The organism is Achromobacter sp. SLBN-14 (genome assembly GCF_006715415.1).
GTDB classification, from domain to species: Bacteria; Pseudomonadota; Gammaproteobacteria; order Burkholderiales; family Burkholderiaceae_B; genus Achromobacter; species Achromobacter mucicolens.
Genome location: NZ_VFNE01000001.1, coordinates 2766932 through 2782000 on the forward strand (window position 1 = coordinate 2766932; position 15069 = coordinate 2782000).

A 15069-nucleotide genomic window follows, 5' to 3' on the forward strand; every position below is an offset into this window, starting at 1 on the left:
GGGAAAACAGGATGTCCCATAGTGTAGGACGTGTTTTGGCGCTTGTCGGCGCGCGGACCAATAACCGGGCAAGGCTGGCGTTGACCCTGTCAGAGAGGCAGGCTTAGAATTTGCGGAGATTTGTTTATATTTCAAAGTTCTATGCCGTCCGGCGCCGCCCATTCGGGCGACACGATCCCCCTCCTACTCAGCCATTCCGCCATGTCCAGTGCAGCGCCCGAATACGTCTTTGCCACGCCGTTCCTGAACCCTCCCGCCTCGCCCATCCGATCGCTCATGCCCTACGCCATGCGTCCGGGCACCATTTCGCTGGCTGGCGGATATCCGGCGCAGGAATTGTTCGACGTCGACGGCTTGTCGATCGCGTCCACGCAGGTCATGGCCCGGCTGGGCGCCTGCCTGCAGTACTCCAACATCGACGGCCAGGCCAGCCTGCGGCATGAGCTGGCGCGCCTGTCCGCGGCGCGTGGCCTGCATTGCAATGCCGACACGGAACTGGTCGTGACGGGCGGCTCGCAGCAGGCGCTGGCGCTCCTGACCCGCGTGATGCTGCAGCCCGGCGACCACGCCATCATCGAATCGCCGGCATTCCCGAACTCCGTGCAGGCCTTGCGCTACACGGGGGCGACGGTCCACACCGTGCCCTCAGGCCCGGATGGCATCGACGTGGACGCGCTGGACGAATTGGCCGCGCGCGTGAAGCCCAAGATGGTCTGCGTGGTTGCCTCGTTTTCGAATCCCTGCGGCGCCACCATTTCGCGCGCGCGCCGCCTGCGGCTGCTGGAACTGGCGGTCAAGCACCGTTTCCTGATCGTCGAAGACGACCCTTACAGCGAACTGCGCTTTGCCGGGCAGGCCGTGCCGCCCATCGCTGCGCTGGCCGAGGGCGAGGCCCGCCATTGGGCGGTATATCTGGCCAGCATGTCCAAGACCATGGCGCCCGCGCTGCGCATCGGCTGGCTGGTCGCGCCGCCCGAAATCCGCCGCCGCTGCGTCGCCGCGAAGGCTGCCGACGACATGGCGTCCTCGGCGTGGATCCAGGAGGTCGTCGCCCAGTATCTGGCCAACGGCCGCTATGACGAACACGTGCCGCGCATCCGCGCCGCCTACGGCTTGCGCTGCACCGCCATGGCCGACGCGCTGGCGCGCGAACTGGATGGCCGCATCACGTTCAGCAAGCCCGAGGGCGGCATGTTCTTCTGGGCACGCCTGACCGGCGAGGTGGATGCGACGCGCCTGTTGCCTTACGCCATTGAGCACGAAGTCGTCTACGTGCCCGGCAAGGCGTTCTACGCCGACGCGGCGCAGGCGGATCTGTTCGCCATGCGCATGTCGTTCGCCACCATGAATGAAACCCAGATCGCACAGGGCATGGTCCGCCTGGGCCGCGCGCTCGACGCGTGCCAGGCCAACGAGCCGGTGTCGATTTCGCTGGCGGCTTGACGGCGCGCAGCGTCATGCCCACGCCGCGTTGCTATCCTTTCTGCGCAGGTCCGCCGGCACGCGCCGGCGGCATACCTAAATAAGCGTCCGTTATTTGGCGGGGGCGCTTCATGTCTATAAGCTGCATGCCTTGGCGCGCTTTCGCGCCCGGTAGCAGAAAGGAATTCTCGTCATGAACATTGCAAAAGGGTTGGTGGGCGCGGCGCTTCTGATGGCAGCCGCGCAGGGCGCGCAGGCCGCAACACTGGACGTCGTGAAACAGCGCGGCGCCGTCGCATGCGGCACGACCACAGGCTTTGCGGGCTTTTCCGCGCCCGACGCGCAAGGCAAATGGCAGGGCCTGGACGTGGACCTGTGCCGCGCCATCGCGGCCGCGGTGTTCGGCGATGCGAACAAGATCAAGGTGGTGCCGCTCAATTCGCAGCAGCGCTTCACCGCGCTGCAATCCGGCGAAGTCGATGTGCTGACGCGCAACACCACGGTGACGCAGCAACGCGACACGGCGCTTGGCATCATCCATGCCGGCATCAATTTCTACGACGGTCAGGGCTTTCTGGTGCCCAAATCGCTGGGCGTGAAAAGCGCCAAGGAAATCAACGGCGCCACGGTCTGCCTGCAGACCGGCACGTCCAACGAGAACACCCTGGCCGACTGGGCGCGCGCCAACAACGTGACCTACAAGCCTGTCGTCATCGAGACCTTCAACGAGGTCGTCAACGCGTTTGCCTCGGGCCGCTGCGACGTGTTCTCGACCGACGCCTCGGGCCTGGCCTCGATCCGCATCTCCAAGCTGCAGAATCCCGACGACTACGTCGTGCTGCCCGAGATCATCTCCAAGGAACCGCTGGGCCCGTTCGTGCGCCAGGGCGACGACGCGTGGCTGAATATCGTGCGCTGGTCGTTGTCGGCCATGATCGAAGCCGAGGAATACGGCGTCACGTCCAAGAACGTGGACGAACAGGCCAAGAGCGCCAATCCCAACATCAAGCGCATCCTGGGCGTGACGCCCGGCAGCGGCGCGAATCTGGGGCTGGACGAAAAGTGGGCCTACAACATCGTCAAGCAGGTGGGCAACTACGGCGAGAGCTTTGAGCGCAACGTGGGCGAGGGCAGCCCGCTCAAGATCAAGCGCGGCTTGAATGCGCAGTGGACGCAGGGCGGATTGATGTACGCGTTGCCGATCCGTTGATCCCGTGTGTCTCAAAGCCCGTGCGTGTCAGACACCTTGTGTGTCTGACACCGGCTGACTTTGGACGGAATCAGGCGCTCTTGTACAACTCTCCGATCTTCACGAACGCCGCGCGCAGTTCCCGCGTGCCGCCCTGAAAAATCACCGGCTTTCCGCGGTGCGTGAAGACGACGAGCCGCTTGGAAAACACCATTGGCACGAAGCGCGCGAAGCGCACGTCTTCCCAGGCCACTTCGCGCCGCGTGAACCATGTCTGGCGGATGCCGTGATCGTCGATCGTGGTGATGGACGTCTGCATGTGCCACGAGACAAACAACAGCGCCACAAAGCACAGCACCACGGCCACTGCCAGCAGCGTGTCGAAGGGCTGTGAGGGCGCGCGGATGGCGGTGGTGACAACCTGCACGCCCAGCACCGCAAGCAACACCCAGGTCAGGATGCGCACCCAGTCCGGCCAGGCCTGGCCCGCCAGGGGCAACGGGCCGATGGCGCGGAGCAGCGCCGCGAGGTCTTCGGGCGCGCGGGTGGCTGTCGGGGTGGTCATGCGGGCCGGGTCATGCGGACGGGGGCGTGCGGCGCGGGATCAGGCCGCGCGCTTGGCGGCGATGGCGTTGCCGGCGCGGCTGGAGCCCTTGCGGTTCAGATGCGCGGACATCCATTGCCCGATGTCGACCACGGCGTCGAAGTCCACGCCCGTGTCGATGTCCAGGCCGCGCAGCATGTACAGCACGTCTTCCGTCGCGACGTTGCCGGTGGCGCCCTTTGCGTAGGGGCAGCCGCCCAGGCCGGCCACCGACGTGTGGAAGATGGAAATGTTGGTTTCCAAGGCTGCCAGGATGTTGGCAAGCGCCTGGCCATAGGTGTCATGAAAATGGCCCGACACGCGCGCCGGGTCCACGACCTGCGTGACGGCGGCCATCACTTCGCGCACGCGCTTGGGGTTGCCCACGCCGATGGTGTCGGCCACGTCGATCTCATCGACCTGCATCGCCAGGTAGCGCTGCGCCACGTCCACCACGGCCTCGACGGGAACTTCGCCCTGGTAGGGACAGCCCAGCGCGCAGCTGATGCTGCCGCGCACGCGGATGCCGGCTTCGCGCGCGGCCTGCACGACGGGCTCGAAACGCGCGATGGATTCGGCGATGGAGCAGTTGATGTTCTTTTGGGAAAAGGCCTCGCTGGCGGCGCCGAAGATCACGATTTCGTCCGCGCGGGCGGCCAGCGCCCCTTCAAAACCCTTCATGTTGGGCGTCAGCACCGAATAGATGGTGCCGGGCCGGCGTTCGATGCGCGCCATCACGTCGGCGCCGTCGGCCATCTGCGGCACCCATTTGGGCGACACGAACGACGCGGCTTCCACATTGGGGAAGCCCGCGGCGCTCAGGCGGTTGACCAGTTCCACCTTGATGTCGGTGGGGACAAATTCCTTTTCGTTCTGCAGACCGTCGCGAGGCGATACCTCGACGATCTTCACGCGGGAGGGCAATGCCATGTCTCTTCCTGTGTCGGTATTGGGAGGCCGGCGCTACAAGGCTGCGGCGCTGCCGAACATATTAGCGCCATCGCATCCGGCCCCGTTGCAGTGCTAGTGCAAACGCTGGTAGCGGCCATCGTCCAGCCGGGCGATGCGGCCCTGCAATTCTAGTTCGACCAGTTGCGTCTGCAGGTCGGCCGTCTGCAGGCCGCATCGCGCCTGGATGGCATCCAGATGCAGCGGGTCGAAACCCAGGGCGTCGAGCAAGGGATGGGCGGGGGCCGGTGTCTGCCTGCGCGCGGGCGGCGTCGGCGTGGGGCCCCCGCCAAGCTCGTCCGTGATGTCCATGGCGGTTTCGACCAGCTTGGCGCCCTGGCGGATCAAGGCATGGCAGCCGCGCGACAGCGGCGAATGGATGGAGCCGGGGATGGCAAAGACTTCGCGTCCGCATTCCCCGGCTAGCCGCGCGGTGATCAGCGACCCGCTCTGCTTGGCCGCTTCCACCACCAGCACGCCGCGCGCCAGGCCCGCCACGATGCGGTTGCGCTTGGGAAAATGTTGCGGGCGCGCGCCGGTGCCCAGCGGAAGCTCCGACACCAGCGCACCGTGCGCGGCGATGCGGTGCGCCAGGTCGCGATGGCTGGCCGGATAGATGCGGTCGATGCCCGTTCCCATGACCGCAACGGTGCCCGCGCCCTGCGGGCCGGCGTCCAGCGCCCCTTCATGCGCGGCGGCGTCGATGCCTAGCGCCAGGCCGCTGACGACGCGCCAGCCGTTGCCCGCAAGATGCCGGGCAAACGCGCGCGCATTCTCCTGGCCGCCGGGCGTGGCATTGCGCGCGCCCACGACCGCCAGCGACGGCCCCTGCAGAAAAGCGGGGTCCCCGGCGACATACAGCAGGATGGGCGGGTCGGCGATCGTCAGCAGGCTTTGCGGATAGGAGGGATCGGCCAGCGTGAGGACGTGGCGGCCGGGCTGCTGCACCCATTCCAGCGCCGCCTGCACCTGCTTTTCCATGTCGGCCGGCATGGGCGCCGCCAATTGCCGCGCCAGCGCTTCCGGCACGTGCCGCGAGAGCGCGGTGGCGCGCTGCGCGTAGATCTGGTCGGGCAGACCAAGCGCGGCCAGCAGCTGGCAGGCGGTCGCGGAACCGACGTTGGGTTCGAGGGACAGCCGCAGCCAGGCGGCGAGTTCTTCGGGTGATTGCGTGAGGGGCATGAAACGGGCGCGGAAAAGGCGTCTGGGGTTCGAGAGTGTCGCATGTGCCACGCCCGTCCATCAGGACCGGGGTGGACGGATATGCGCGCCCGCGCAAATGGCGAAAACCCCCTGCAAAAACGGTGCCGCAGCAATGTCCGCAATCCCTGAATTAGCCGAAAACTATTAGAAATCAAGACTCTAATGAATTAAACTCTCGCCTAAGCATCACTACTGGCGATCCCCTTCAATGGCTTTACTTCCCATCCTTCGCTACCCGGATCCGCGCTTGCACAAAAAGGCCAAGCCGGTTGCCGAGGTCGACGACCGCATCCGCCAACTCGTGCGCGACATGGCCGAAACCATGTACGACGCGCCGGGTGTCGGCCTGGCCGCGACCCAGGTCGACGTGCACGAGCGCGTCGTCGTGATCGACGTGTCCGAGGAAAGCAATTCGCTGCTGACCCTGATCAACCCCGAGATCACCTGGCGCAGCGACGATTACAAGATCTACGAAGAAGGCTGCCTGTCCGTCCCCGGCGTCTACGACGAAGTGGAACGCGCGTCGCGCATCCGCTGCAAGGCGCTGGACATCGATGGCAAGCCTTTCGAGTTCGAGGCCGACGGTCTTCTGGCCGTTTGCGTGCAGCACGAACTCGATCACCTGGAAGGCAAGGTGTTCGTCGAGTACCTGTCCAACCTCAAGCAGAATCGCATCAAGACCAAGCTCAAGAAAGCCGAGCGCGAAGCGCTGCGCGCCTGACGGAGAGCCGGTCCATGCGTATCGTCTTTGCCGGAACCCCGGAATTTGCCCGTATCGCGTTCGACGCCCTGCGGGCCGCGGGCCACGAAATCCCCTTGGTCATGACGCAGCCGGACCGGCCGGCTGGGCGGGGCCTGAAGCTCACGCCCAGCCCGGTCAAGCAGGCGGCGCTGGATGCCGGCATTGCCGTGGCGCAGCCGCGCAGCCTGCGTCTGGATGGCCGTTATCCGGACGAGGCCGCCGAGGCCCGTGCGTTGCTGGACAGCGTGGCGCCCGATGTCATGGTGGTGGCCGCATACGGATTGATCCTGCCGCAATGGGTGCTGGATCTGCCGCGTCTGGGCTGCCTGAACATCCACGCCAGCCTATTGCCGCGCTGGCGCGGCGCCGCACCCATCCAGCGCGCCATCGAGGCGGGCGATGCCCGTACCGGCGTCACCATCATGCAGATGGACGAAGGCCTGGATACGGGCGACATGCTGCTCGAACGCATCGTGCCGATCTCGGACGAGACCAATGCCGCGCAGCTGCACGACGCGTTGGCGCAGGCGGGTGGTGAAGCCATCGTCCAGGCGCTGGATGCGTTGGCCAATGGCGGCCTGACCGCGCGCAAGCAGCCGGAAGACGGCGTGACCTACGCAGCCAAGCTGGACAAGGCCGAAGCCGCGCTCGATTGCAGCCAGCCCGCCCAATTGCTGGCGCGCCGTGTGCGGGCTTTCAATCCCGTCCCGGGCGCCAGCATCCGGTTGCCGGGGCAGCCCGATGCCGTGAAGGTCTGGCGCGCCCAGGCGCTGGCCGAGCCCACCTCGGCGGCCCCGGGCAGCGTGCTGCGCGCCGATGCGGCGGGCATCGACATCGCCACCGGCCAGGGCGTGCTGCGCCTGCTTGAATTGCAAAAGGCGGGCGGCAAGCGCCAGCCGGTGGATGTGTTCGTGCGCGGCTGGCAGCCCGCCTGACGGCGCTGCGCCAGGCGGCTCACGCCTGGCCGCGCGCCGCCAGCAGATCCAGATACGCGCCCGACAGCAACTGCTCGGGCGCGACGCCCAGCCCGGCCATCAGCGTCCGGGCTTCTTCCATGCCTGCTTCGACGCTTTCGTCGTCGCGCAGCACCACTTCCAGCTCCAGGAATTCGCCCAGGCCTTGCACGCGGTCCAGGTGGATGCGCGTGCGCCCGGCGATGAACACCGTGCGGTGTTTCCTGACGCGACCGATAACGCCATAGGCGTGCGACAAGGCCTCGCGCAGGGAGTCGGGCGCGTCGGTGGGTGAGATGACGTAGAAGCTTTCCTTGGGACCGCTATCGTCGGCGCGCCGATAGAAGATCAGCTCGCCCGAGCCGTCCGCGAAGGCGCGCAGCTTCAGGCGGCCGTTGGCGCACGTGAAGAAGGTGTCGTCCTGGTCGATGAAGACCGGCTCTTTTCCCGATAGCGCCGCGGCCAGGTGTTCGAGGGCATCCAGGCTGTCCACCCGCGCCTTGATCTCGACATTGCGTGCCATGGCCGCGCTCCGGATTCAGTAAAGCGAACCGGCCACGCGGGCGGGCAGTTCGCGATCGTAGGTCACGCCGTCGAACGTGCCTGCGGTCAGGTCGGACAGAATGCGGCCGACGCTGGGCAGCGCGGTGCGGGGAATCTGCGTCTGCGGGTCCCAGAGGCGCGAGCGCAGCAGGGCGCGCGAGCATTGGAAATAGACCTTCTGCACGTCGATGACCAGCACGGAGCGGGGCAGCTTGCCGTCCATCTCGAAGCGCGCCAGAAGCGCCGGGTCGACGCTGATGCGCGCCGTGCCGTTCACCCGCAATGTTTCGCCCACGCCCGGCACGAGGAACAGCAGGGCCACGCGCGGATCGGCGATGACGTTGAGCAGGCTGTCCACGCGGTTGTTGCCGCGGCGGTCGGGCAGGAGCAGCGTCTTTTCGTCTTCCACCACTACAAACCCGGCGGGGTCGCCGCGCGGCGAGGCATCCAGCCCATCCGGTCCCGCCGTCGCCAGCAGCGCGAACGGCGCGGCCTCGATGAACGCGCGGTAGTGCGGATGCACGTGGTCGACCTCTTTTTTCAGGGAGGCTTCGCCGGGCGAACCGTAAAGCGCGTGCAGGGCGTCGGCGTCGGTAATCAGGTGAGCGGGATCGGTATGCATGGGATCTGGGCGTTAGGCCAGTGCGTTGGGAAGGTCTTGAACCGCCAGGAACAGCTCGTCGGGGCCGCGGCCGCGCAGGGCGTCCACATGGTTGTAGCCCCAGGCAACCGATCCGACGCGCACGCCCGCCTTGCGGGCCGCGTCGATGTCGCGCATTTCGTCGCCCACCAGCAGGAAACGTTCGGGGGACGTGCCGTGCTGCTTGAGCAGGCGGTCGATCTTGGCGGCCTTGCCGAACAGGTCGCTGCCGCATTCGTAGTCGTCAAAGAGCGCCGCGGTTTCCTCGCCCAGCACGCGCTTGACGTTTTCGACGGAGTTCGAGCTGACCACCGCCAGGCGCAGGCCGCTCGCCTTCAGGCGGGCCAACGCTTGCGGGATGCCGTCAAACAGCTGCACGCTGGGATCGATTTCCTGCATCAGCGTGCGCACGTGCGTCATGATCGCGGGCAGCTTCCATAGCGGGATGTTCAGGTACTTCAGGATCTCCATTGCATCGCGGCTGCGAAGCGCTTCGCGTTCGGACGCATCGATCTTGCGGAAGTTGTACTTCTCCGCGACGGTATTGAGAATGGTGTTGAACCACGGCATGGTGTCTGCCAGGGTCCCGTCGAAGTCGAAGGCTGCAATGTCGTATTTCAATTCTTGAATCCAATGCCGGCAGGCTGGGCGGGGACGCCTCTCCCACGCTGACAGGCGTCGTCGCGCATCCCTACATGCCGTGCGGGTGAAGCAAATAGTGCACGACCGGCGCCAGGTCTTCAAGCGGCGGAGCGCCGGCGACCACGCGCGCGGCGCTGGTCCAGGGGTAGTCCAGGGCCAGCAGCCAGCCGAACACCGCGGACGCATCGCCCGGGGGCAGGGTTACCATGGTTTCGATCGTGATGGTCAGGCGCTTGGCGCGATACGGGTCGGGCTGAAACTCCCAGTCGTATCGCCCACAGCCCACGCGCACGTTGCCGGTCGCCTTTTCGGTCATGCCGACCAGCCAGTCGCAGTGGTAATCCGGCAGGCGTGTGTCCGCCGGGGGGCGCGACAGGTAGAAGGTGTAGACGTTGTCGTAGGTCTGGCCGAACTTGCGCACCAGCGTGTCGGTGATGGCGGCCAAGCCATGCGATTCAGGCGGAAAGGCGATGGCCTGCGTGCGCAGGGCCATTTTCAGCACGGCATCGGGCGCGAAGGCGCGGGCCATGTAGTGCGGGCGGTTCTCGTCCTTGGCGTGAAAATAGTCGCGCAATACGGACTCGGTGCAACCGGGGAACAACGAATCGGTAGGCATTGCGGGGGCTTCCGTTCAGGTCTTTGGCGTGGGGGTCAGGGCTTTCGGATCGGATCGAACCACTTCGAGACGTTGGGCGGCTCGTAGATGGCGTAGCGATCCAGCAGCAAGGCAGGGTCTTCTTCCACCACCAGCATGTCGCGATGCTGGGGACGGATGAATGCTTCTTCCACGGAGTGGTCAATGAATTGCATCAGGGCATCGTAGTACCCGGCCACGTTCAGCAATCCGCAGGGCTTCTGGTGCATGTTCAATTGCGCCCAGGTCCAGACTTCGAAGAATTCTTCCAGCGTGCCGGCGCCGCCGGGCAGGGCGACGAAGCCGTCGGCCTTCTCCATCATCATCGCCTTGCGCTCGTGCATGTTTTGCACCGTGTGCAGCTCGGTCAGCCCCAGATGCGCCTGTTCCTTCTTGAGAAGCAGTTCGGGGATGACGCCGATGACGCGGCCGCCGCCGGCCAGCACTTCGTTGGCCACCACGCCCATGATCCCGACGATAGATCCGCCGTACACCAGGCCCAGGTCGCGCTTGACGAGTTCGCGCGCCAGCACGCGGGCCTGCTCGACGTAGTCCGGGCGCGTGCCCGGGTTGGAGCCGCAATACACGCAGATATTCTTCAGAGTCATAAAACGGGTGGGAAATTGCCGGCCGCGTTACAGATTGCGTCACGCGGCCTTTCGCGAAGCCGATAGTTTACGCAAGGTTGCCGGAGGACTCCCGAGACCCTGGGCGAGCACGGCGGGGAGACGCGGGCAATGTTTGGACACAGCAAGTTCCGGCGTGCTCGGTAGACTGAAGATTGCGAAAACGACTGGAAGTCCAGCGTCGTGCTGCTTTCACGGACTAGAGGAGCTAACGATATGGAACAAGCAAACCGCAACCCGCAGGAAAACAAGCGTCCCTTCGATATGGACGTGAAGGCGATTCGCGCCAAGGCGCGCAAGGACATCGAATCCGGCGCCATCACCGACACGTATCGCGCAGACCGTGAAACCGTGCTGAAACTGCTGAATGAAGCGTTGGCCACGGAAATCGTCTGTGTGCTGCGCTACAAGCGCCACTACTTCATGGCCCGCGGTCTGAATGCGGAACCGGTCGCGGCCGAGTTTGCCGAGCACGCGGCACAAGAGCAGGATCACGCCGACAAGCTGGCCGAGCGGATCGTGCAGCTGGGCGGCGAGCCGAACCTGTCGCCCAAGGGCATTCTGGACCGCAGCCATTCCGAATACGTCGAAGGCGACTCGCTGGAAGAGATGATCAAGGAAAACCTGATCGCCGAGCGTATCGCCATCGACAGCTATCGCCAGATGATCGATTACATCGGTGAACAGGATTCCACCACGCGCCGTCTGCTGGAGGAAATCCTGGCGGTGGAAGAGGAACACGCCGACGACCTGTCGGACTTCCTGGCCAAGTCCTGATCGGGCGCCGCCCCGCCCGCGGGGCGGATTGATGGGCGGCAGCGGGGTCCCGGGATCCGCGGCTCGTCACGCTCAAAGACAAACGCCGTCCGGCGCGCGATGCGCCGGACGGCGTTTGTCCGAAGGCGCTGCGATTACAGCGCGTCGGCCCAGAGGTCGTACTCGTCGGACTCGGTGACGCGCACGCGCACCATGTCGCCCGGCTGCAGGGGCTTGTCCGAACTGACGTAGACGCAGCCGTCGATTTCCGGCGCGTCGCCCGCGCTGCGGCCCACCGCGCCGTCTTCGTCGACCTCGTCGATCAACACGTCGATCTCGCGGCCGACCTTCAGCGCCAGGCGCTGGGCGGAGATGGTCTGCTGCAGCGCCATGAAGCGCTCCCAGCGATCCTGCTTGACGTCGTCCGGCACCGGATCGTCCAGCAGGTTGGCCGGCGCGCCTTCAACCGGCGAATACTGGAAACAGCCCACGCGGTCCAGCTGCGCTTCCTGCATCCAGTCCAGCAGATATTGGAAGTCTTCCTCGGTTTCGCCGGGAAAGCCGACGATGAAGGTCGAGCGGATCGTCAGGTCCGGGCAGATTTCGCGCCAGCGCTTGATGCGCGCAAGCGTCTTGTCTTCGAAGGCCGGGCGCTTCATCAGCTTCAGGATGCGCGGACTGGCGTGCTGGAACGGGATGTCCAGGTAGGGCAGGATCTTGCCCTCGGCCATCAGCGGAATCACTTCGTCGACGTGCGGGTACGGGTACACGTAATGCAGGCGCGTCCAGACGCCCATTTCGGACAAGGCCATACAGAGCTCGGTCATGCGGGTCTTGACCGGGCGGCCGTTCCAGAAACCGCTGCGGTATTTCAGGTCCACGCCGTAGGCGCTGGTGTCCTGCGAGATCACGAGCAGCTCTTTGACGCCGGCCTTCACCAGACGCTCGGCTTCGTTCAGCACGTCGCCGACGGGACGGCTGACCAGGTCGCCGCGCATCGAGGGAATGATGCAGAAGCTGCAGCGATGATTGCAGCCTTCGGAGATCTTCAGGTAGGCATAGTGGCGCGGCGTGAGCTTCACGCCCTGCGGCGGCACCAGGTCCACGTAGGGATTGTGGTCCGTGCGCGGGGGCGCCACGCCGTGCACGGCGCGCACGACCTCTTCATATTGCTGGGGACCGGTCACCGACAGCACGCTGGGATGCACGTCGCGGATCACCGATTCCTCGACGCCCATACAGCCGGTCACGATGACCTTGCCGTTCTCGGCCAGGGCTTCGCCGATGGCTTCCAGCGACTCGGCCTTGGCGCTGTCGATGAAGCCACAGGTGTTCACGACGACCACGTCGGCACCGTTGTATTCCGGCGTGATTTCGTAGCCTTCGGTGCGCAGCTGGGTCAGGATGCGTTCGGAGTCGACCAGGGCTTTGGGGCAGCCCAGCGACACGAACCCCACGCGCGGCGCGCGCCCCGGGTTGGCTTCCTGGGCGGCGGCCGTAATGGCGTCCAGCGTCGCGTCGGCGCCGTTGCTGGGAGCAGTGCCGGCGCCTTTGCCGGGGCGGGAATGTTCAATAACTTCCAATCTAATTCACCGTAGGTTCGCGCACGGGCGTTGGGCGTGCGGCGGGGTAATCGTCAAAGGGTCAGGGCCAGGCCGGGGCGTCCACGGAGGACAGGTGGCGCAGCGTTTCGGGATGCAGCATGGCAACCCGCAGCAATGTCTGCGCGGCGCCTGAAGGGTTGCGCCGACCTTGTTCCCAATCCTGCAAGGTACGCACGCTTACGCCCAGCAACGCCGCGAAATCCGCCTGCGGCAGGCCCACGCGATTGCGCGCTTCGCTGATGTGCGACGCCTGCCACCGGACGGACCGGGCAAGCGGAACAGCCTTATTCATAACTCAGTCAGGGGGGGAGGGGGGCGGCGTTTTCCCGCCAACCGGATTCCAGGCTGGCGGCCGCTCCCGTGGCGATAGCGGGGAAAGCGCAGAATTATACGGCATTGCCGTAGGCGCGGATAGCGCCGGGTGCGCAACCGGCCTGCAAAAAGGGGGGCGGAGAAGCGGACGCGGACCGTCGGCCCTGTCCGGTTCAGGCCGCGGTTCGCCGGTACAGCGCCAGCGTCCCCGCCAGACCGATCAGCATGCCCCCGCAGATCCGGTTCAGCCAGCGCAGGCCGCCCGCCTGGAAGGCGCGGACCATCTGCGCGCCCAGCGTGGCGTACGCCAGCATCGTCGCCACGTTCAGCAGCGCCAGGATCCCGGCCAGGATGGCGTATTGGGCGGGCAACGGCGCTGCGGGGTTGATGAACTGGGGCAGAAAGGCCGACATGAAAAGCAGGGCCTTCGGGTTGGTCAGCGCCACGACGAAGCTGCGCATGCCCAGGGCCAGGCCGTCCGGACGGGCGTCGCGGGGGCGCTCGGACGGCAGGATCAGCGCCGCGTCCGAACGCAGGAGCTTGACGCCCAGCCACGCCAGATAAGCCGCGCCCGCCCATTTGACGATCTGGAAGGCGACCTCGGAGGCCGCCAGCAGCACGCCCAGGCCGCAGGCCACCGCGCCGATCAGGACCAGATCGGCCAGCACGGCGCCGCCCATGCCCCAGCACGCGGCGCGCACGCCGTGGCGCGAGCCGTTGGACAGGGCGAGAAGCACGGTGGGACCGGGCGTGATGATGGCGACGGCAGAGGCCAGGACGAACAGCAGCAGCGTGGCAAGGGTCATGATCGGGCTCCGGGGCAGGCACCCAGTGTGCCGCGCCCGCCGCCCTCTCGTCCAGGTCCGGGCTACCATAGCGGTCTTACTCTTTGATTTCGCCCCATGTCCACGCGTTCCGACTCCCCCAATCTGGCTCCTCCGCTCTCTTCAGTCCTTCTTGCCAGCGCGGAAGTGGTGGAGGGTGTGCTTGACGGCCGTTCGCTCACCGAGGCGCTGGCCGACGTGGACGCCGCGCTGCGTCCTGCCACGCAGGCCGTGTCGTTTCATGCGATGCGTTACCTGGGTTGGGCCGATGCGGTCGGGCGCGAGATGGTGCAGCGCTATCCCAGCGTGCTGTTCGAGTCCCTGCTGCTGGTGTCGCTGACGCTGCTCAAGGAAGAGGGCGATGCGGCCGTGGCCTTGCCCGGCATGCCGGTCTACGCCCCGCACACGGTCGTCGACCAGGCGGTGACCGCGGCCGCCGGCTCGCGCGCCCTGGCGTCGTACAAGGGCATGCTCAACGCCTGCCTGCGCCGCTTCCTGCGCGAACGCGCCGCGCTTGAAGCCGCGGTGGCCGACAGCCCCGAGGCGCAATTCAATCATCCCGGCTGGTGGGTCAAGCAGCTGACCGTGGCCTATCCGAAGCAATGGCGTGACATCCTGGCCGCCTCCAACCTGCCGGCCCCGCTGACGCTGCGGGTGAACCGCCGGCGCGCCACCCGCGAACAGGTGCTGGCGGCATTTGCCGATGCGGGCCTGGCGGCCGAGCCGGTGGGCCAGTCGGGCGTGGTGCTGGCCACGCCCAAACCGGTGACGCAGTTGCCCGGCTTTGCCGAGGGCTGGTGGTCGGTGCAGGACGCGGGCGCGCAGCTCGCCGCGGAATTGCTGGCGCCCGCGAACGGCATGCGGGTGCTGGACGCGTGCTCGGCGCCGGGCGGCAAGACGGCGCATCTGCTTGAGCTGGCCGATATCGACCTGCTTGCCCTGGACGCCGATGCCGACCGGCTTGCCCGCGTGGAACAGAACCTGGCGCGGCTGGGCTTGGGCGGCGGTCACGTCCGGCTCAAGGCGGCCGATGCGGCCGACTTGGACGCCTGGTGGGATGGCAAGCCCTTTGACGCGGTGCTGGCCGACGTGCCCTGCACGGCGTCGGGCATCGTGCGGCGTCACCCCGACATCCGCTGGCTGCGCCGCGAGAACGACCTGCGCCGCACGGCCAGCCTGCAGACCCGGATCCTGGACGCGCTCTGGTCCACCGTGGCGCCGGGCGGCCGCCTGCTATATGTGACGTGCTCGGTCTTTCCGATCGAAGGTACGCGCCAGGCCCTGGAGTTTCTGCAGCGCCACCCCGACGCAACCCGCCTGGAGGCACCGGGCCAGTTGCTGCCAGTTGCGGTCGATGCAACACCCGCGGCGCAACACGACGGGTTTTTCTACGCCTTGTTTGCCAAGCAGTCCTGAATCCCGAAGAATAGGGGCATGACGTAGTCCCG

17 protein-coding genes are annotated in these 15069 nt (G+C 66.4%); 6 read left to right on the forward strand and 11 right to left on the reverse strand.

The genetic code is table 11. The features are described 5' to 3' along the window. The first annotated feature begins 201 nt into the window (after window positions 1–201). Window positions 202–1443 carry a PLP-dependent aminotransferase family protein gene (locus FBY20_RS12695; RefSeq protein ID WP_062839050.1) on the forward strand — a complete coding sequence of 414 codons (1242 nt, stop codon included), beginning with the start codon at window positions 202–204 and terminating at the stop codon, window positions 1441–1443. 172 nt (window positions 1444–1615) lie between these two features. After that, window positions 1616–2632, forward strand: coding sequence for an amino acid ABC transporter substrate-binding protein (locus FBY20_RS12700; protein WP_056319656.1), 1017 nt, complete (start codon window positions 1616–1618; stop codon window positions 2630–2632). A 70-nt stretch (window positions 2633–2702) separates the two neighbouring features. On the opposite strand, the gene FBY20_RS12705 is transcribed toward FBY20_RS12700, so the two are convergent. The 3 genes from FBY20_RS12705 to dprA all read right to left on the reverse strand — a co-directional run bounded on the left by FBY20_RS12705 (window position 2703) and on the right by dprA (window position 5324). Next, entirely contained in the window at window positions 2703–3176 is a 474-nt protein-coding gene (locus FBY20_RS12705; RefSeq protein ID WP_056319659.1) for a hypothetical protein, read from the reverse strand. Window positions 3177–3215: 39 nt separating this feature from the next. Continuing rightward, complete coding sequence (locus FBY20_RS12710; RefSeq protein WP_056319662.1) at window positions 3216–4124, reverse strand: hydroxymethylglutaryl-CoA lyase; 909 nt, start codon at window positions 4122–4124, stop codon at window positions 3216–3218. Between the two features lie 93 nt (window positions 4125–4217). Beyond that, entirely contained in the window at window positions 4218–5324 is a 1107-nt protein-coding gene (gene dprA, locus FBY20_RS12715; protein ID WP_056319665.1) for a DNA-processing protein DprA, read from the reverse strand. Between the two features lie 229 nt (window positions 5325–5553). On the opposite strand from dprA, the gene def reads away from it, so the two are divergent. Together def and fmt are read left to right on the forward strand one after the other, a co-directional pair. Next, window positions 5554–6066 carry a peptide deformylase gene (gene def / locus FBY20_RS12720; RefSeq protein WP_062838955.1) on the forward strand — a complete coding sequence of 171 codons (513 nt, stop codon included), beginning with the start codon at window positions 5554–5556 and terminating at the stop codon, window positions 6064–6066. 14 nt (window positions 6067–6080) lie between these two features. Beyond that, complete coding sequence (fmt, locus tag FBY20_RS12725; RefSeq protein WP_142052452.1) at window positions 6081–7022, forward strand: methionyl-tRNA formyltransferase; 942 nt, start codon at window positions 6081–6083, stop codon at window positions 7020–7022. A gap of 19 nt (window positions 7023–7041) precedes the next feature. Here fmt and FBY20_RS12730 read toward each other — a convergent pair whose 3' ends face one another. The 5 genes from FBY20_RS12730 to FBY20_RS12750 all read right to left on the reverse strand — a co-directional run bounded on the left by FBY20_RS12730 (window position 7042) and on the right by FBY20_RS12750 (window position 10107). Further along, on the reverse strand, window positions 7042–7563 hold the full coding sequence (locus tag FBY20_RS12730) for a class IV adenylate cyclase (RefSeq protein ID WP_062838957.1): 522 nt from the start codon (window positions 7561–7563) through the stop codon (window positions 7042–7044). A 15-nt stretch (window positions 7564–7578) separates the two neighbouring features. After that, a complete protein-coding gene (locus FBY20_RS12735) occupies window positions 7579–8205 on the reverse strand; it encodes a pyridoxamine 5'-phosphate oxidase family protein (protein WP_056319673.1) in 627 nt (208 codons plus the stop codon). 12 nt (window positions 8206–8217) lie between these two features. Continuing rightward, the gene (locus tag FBY20_RS12740; protein ID WP_056319675.1) at window positions 8218–8844 is read right to left on the reverse strand and encodes an HAD hydrolase-like protein; all 627 of its coding nucleotides are present in this window, start codon (window positions 8842–8844) and stop codon (window positions 8218–8220) included. A gap of 70 nt (window positions 8845–8914) precedes the next feature. Continuing rightward, complete coding sequence (locus FBY20_RS12745; RefSeq protein ID WP_056319678.1) at window positions 8915–9481, reverse strand: hypothetical protein; 567 nt, start codon at window positions 9479–9481, stop codon at window positions 8915–8917. A gap of 35 nt (window positions 9482–9516) precedes the next feature. After that, window positions 9517–10107, reverse strand: coding sequence for a TIGR00730 family Rossman fold protein (locus FBY20_RS12750; protein ID WP_056319681.1), 591 nt, complete (start codon window positions 10105–10107; stop codon window positions 9517–9519). Between the two features lie 234 nt (window positions 10108–10341). Here FBY20_RS12750 and FBY20_RS12755 point away from each other — a divergent pair, with 234 nt between their 5' ends. Beyond that, a complete protein-coding gene (locus tag FBY20_RS12755) occupies window positions 10342–10902 on the forward strand; it encodes a bacterioferritin (protein ID WP_056319683.1) in 561 nt (186 codons plus the stop codon). A gap of 134 nt (window positions 10903–11036) precedes the next feature. Here the strand turns inward: FBY20_RS12755 and rimO are convergent, their stop codons facing one another. From rimO to FBY20_RS12770, 3 genes are all read right to left on the reverse strand, one after another. Then, the gene (gene rimO, locus FBY20_RS12760) at window positions 11037–12383 is read right to left on the reverse strand and encodes a 30S ribosomal protein S12 methylthiotransferase RimO (RefSeq protein ID WP_062839051.1); all 1347 of its coding nucleotides are present in this window, start codon (window positions 12381–12383) and stop codon (window positions 11037–11039) included. A 142-nt stretch (window positions 12384–12525) separates the two neighbouring features. Then, window positions 12526–12777, reverse strand: coding sequence for a DNA-binding transcriptional regulator (locus FBY20_RS12765; protein WP_063952133.1), 252 nt, complete (start codon window positions 12775–12777; stop codon window positions 12526–12528). A 193-nt stretch (window positions 12778–12970) separates the two neighbouring features. Continuing rightward, window positions 12971–13603: a LysE family translocator gene (locus FBY20_RS12770; protein ID WP_056319711.1), complete on the reverse strand. Its 633-nt coding sequence runs from the start codon at window positions 13601–13603 to the stop codon at window positions 12971–12973. A 96-nt stretch (window positions 13604–13699) separates the two neighbouring features. Here FBY20_RS12770 and rsmB point away from each other — a divergent pair, with 96 nt between their 5' ends. Beyond that, window positions 13700–15037: a 16S rRNA (cytosine(967)-C(5))-methyltransferase RsmB gene (gene rsmB, locus FBY20_RS12775; protein ID WP_142052455.1), complete on the forward strand. Its 1338-nt coding sequence runs from the start codon at window positions 13700–13702 to the stop codon at window positions 15035–15037. Window positions 15038–15069 lie beyond the last annotated feature (32 nt).

What these genes read in the sequence shown, in the direction of transcription:
- rsmB (WP_142052455.1), top strand. Translation starts at nt 13,700, where the DNA reads ATGTCCACGCGTTCCGACTCCCCCAATCTGGCTCCTCCGCTCTCTTCA.
- FBY20_RS12770 (WP_056319711.1), bottom strand. Translation starts at nt 13,603, where the DNA reads ATGACCCTTGCCACGCTGCTGCTGTTCGTCCTGGCCTCTGCCGTCGCC.
- dprA (WP_056319665.1), bottom strand. Translation starts at nt 5,324, where the DNA reads ATGCCCCTCACGCAATCACCCGAAGAACTCGCCGCCTGGCTGCGGCTG.
- FBY20_RS12700 (WP_056319656.1), top strand. Translation starts at nt 1,616, where the DNA reads ATGAACATTGCAAAAGGGTTGGTGGGCGCGGCGCTTCTGATGGCAGCC.
- FBY20_RS12710 (WP_056319662.1), bottom strand. Translation starts at nt 4,124, where the DNA reads ATGGCATTGCCCTCCCGCGTGAAGATCGTCGAGGTATCGCCTCGCGAC.
- FBY20_RS12750 (WP_056319681.1), bottom strand. Translation starts at nt 10,107, where the DNA reads ATGACTCTGAAGAATATCTGCGTGTATTGCGGCTCCAACCCGGGCACG.
- FBY20_RS12745 (WP_056319678.1), bottom strand. Translation starts at nt 9,481, where the DNA reads ATGCCTACCGATTCGTTGTTCCCCGGTTGCACCGAGTCCGTATTGCGC.
- fmt (WP_142052452.1), top strand. Translation starts at nt 6,081, where the DNA reads ATGCGTATCGTCTTTGCCGGAACCCCGGAATTTGCCCGTATCGCGTTC.
- def (WP_062838955.1), top strand. Translation starts at nt 5,554, where the DNA reads ATGGCTTTACTTCCCATCCTTCGCTACCCGGATCCGCGCTTGCACAAA.
- FBY20_RS12735 (WP_056319673.1), bottom strand. Translation starts at nt 8,205, where the DNA reads ATGCATACCGATCCCGCTCACCTGATTACCGACGCCGACGCCCTGCAC.
- FBY20_RS12695 (WP_062839050.1), top strand. Translation starts at nt 202, where the DNA reads ATGTCCAGTGCAGCGCCCGAATACGTCTTTGCCACGCCGTTCCTGAAC.
- FBY20_RS12755 (WP_056319683.1), top strand. Translation starts at nt 10,342, where the DNA reads ATGGAACAAGCAAACCGCAACCCGCAGGAAAACAAGCGTCCCTTCGAT.
- FBY20_RS12765 (WP_063952133.1), bottom strand. Translation starts at nt 12,777, where the DNA reads ATGAATAAGGCTGTTCCGCTTGCCCGGTCCGTCCGGTGGCAGGCGTCG.
- FBY20_RS12730 (WP_062838957.1), bottom strand. Translation starts at nt 7,563, where the DNA reads ATGGCACGCAATGTCGAGATCAAGGCGCGGGTGGACAGCCTGGATGCC.
- FBY20_RS12705 (WP_056319659.1), bottom strand. Translation starts at nt 3,176, where the DNA reads ATGACCACCCCGACAGCCACCCGCGCGCCCGAAGACCTCGCGGCGCTG.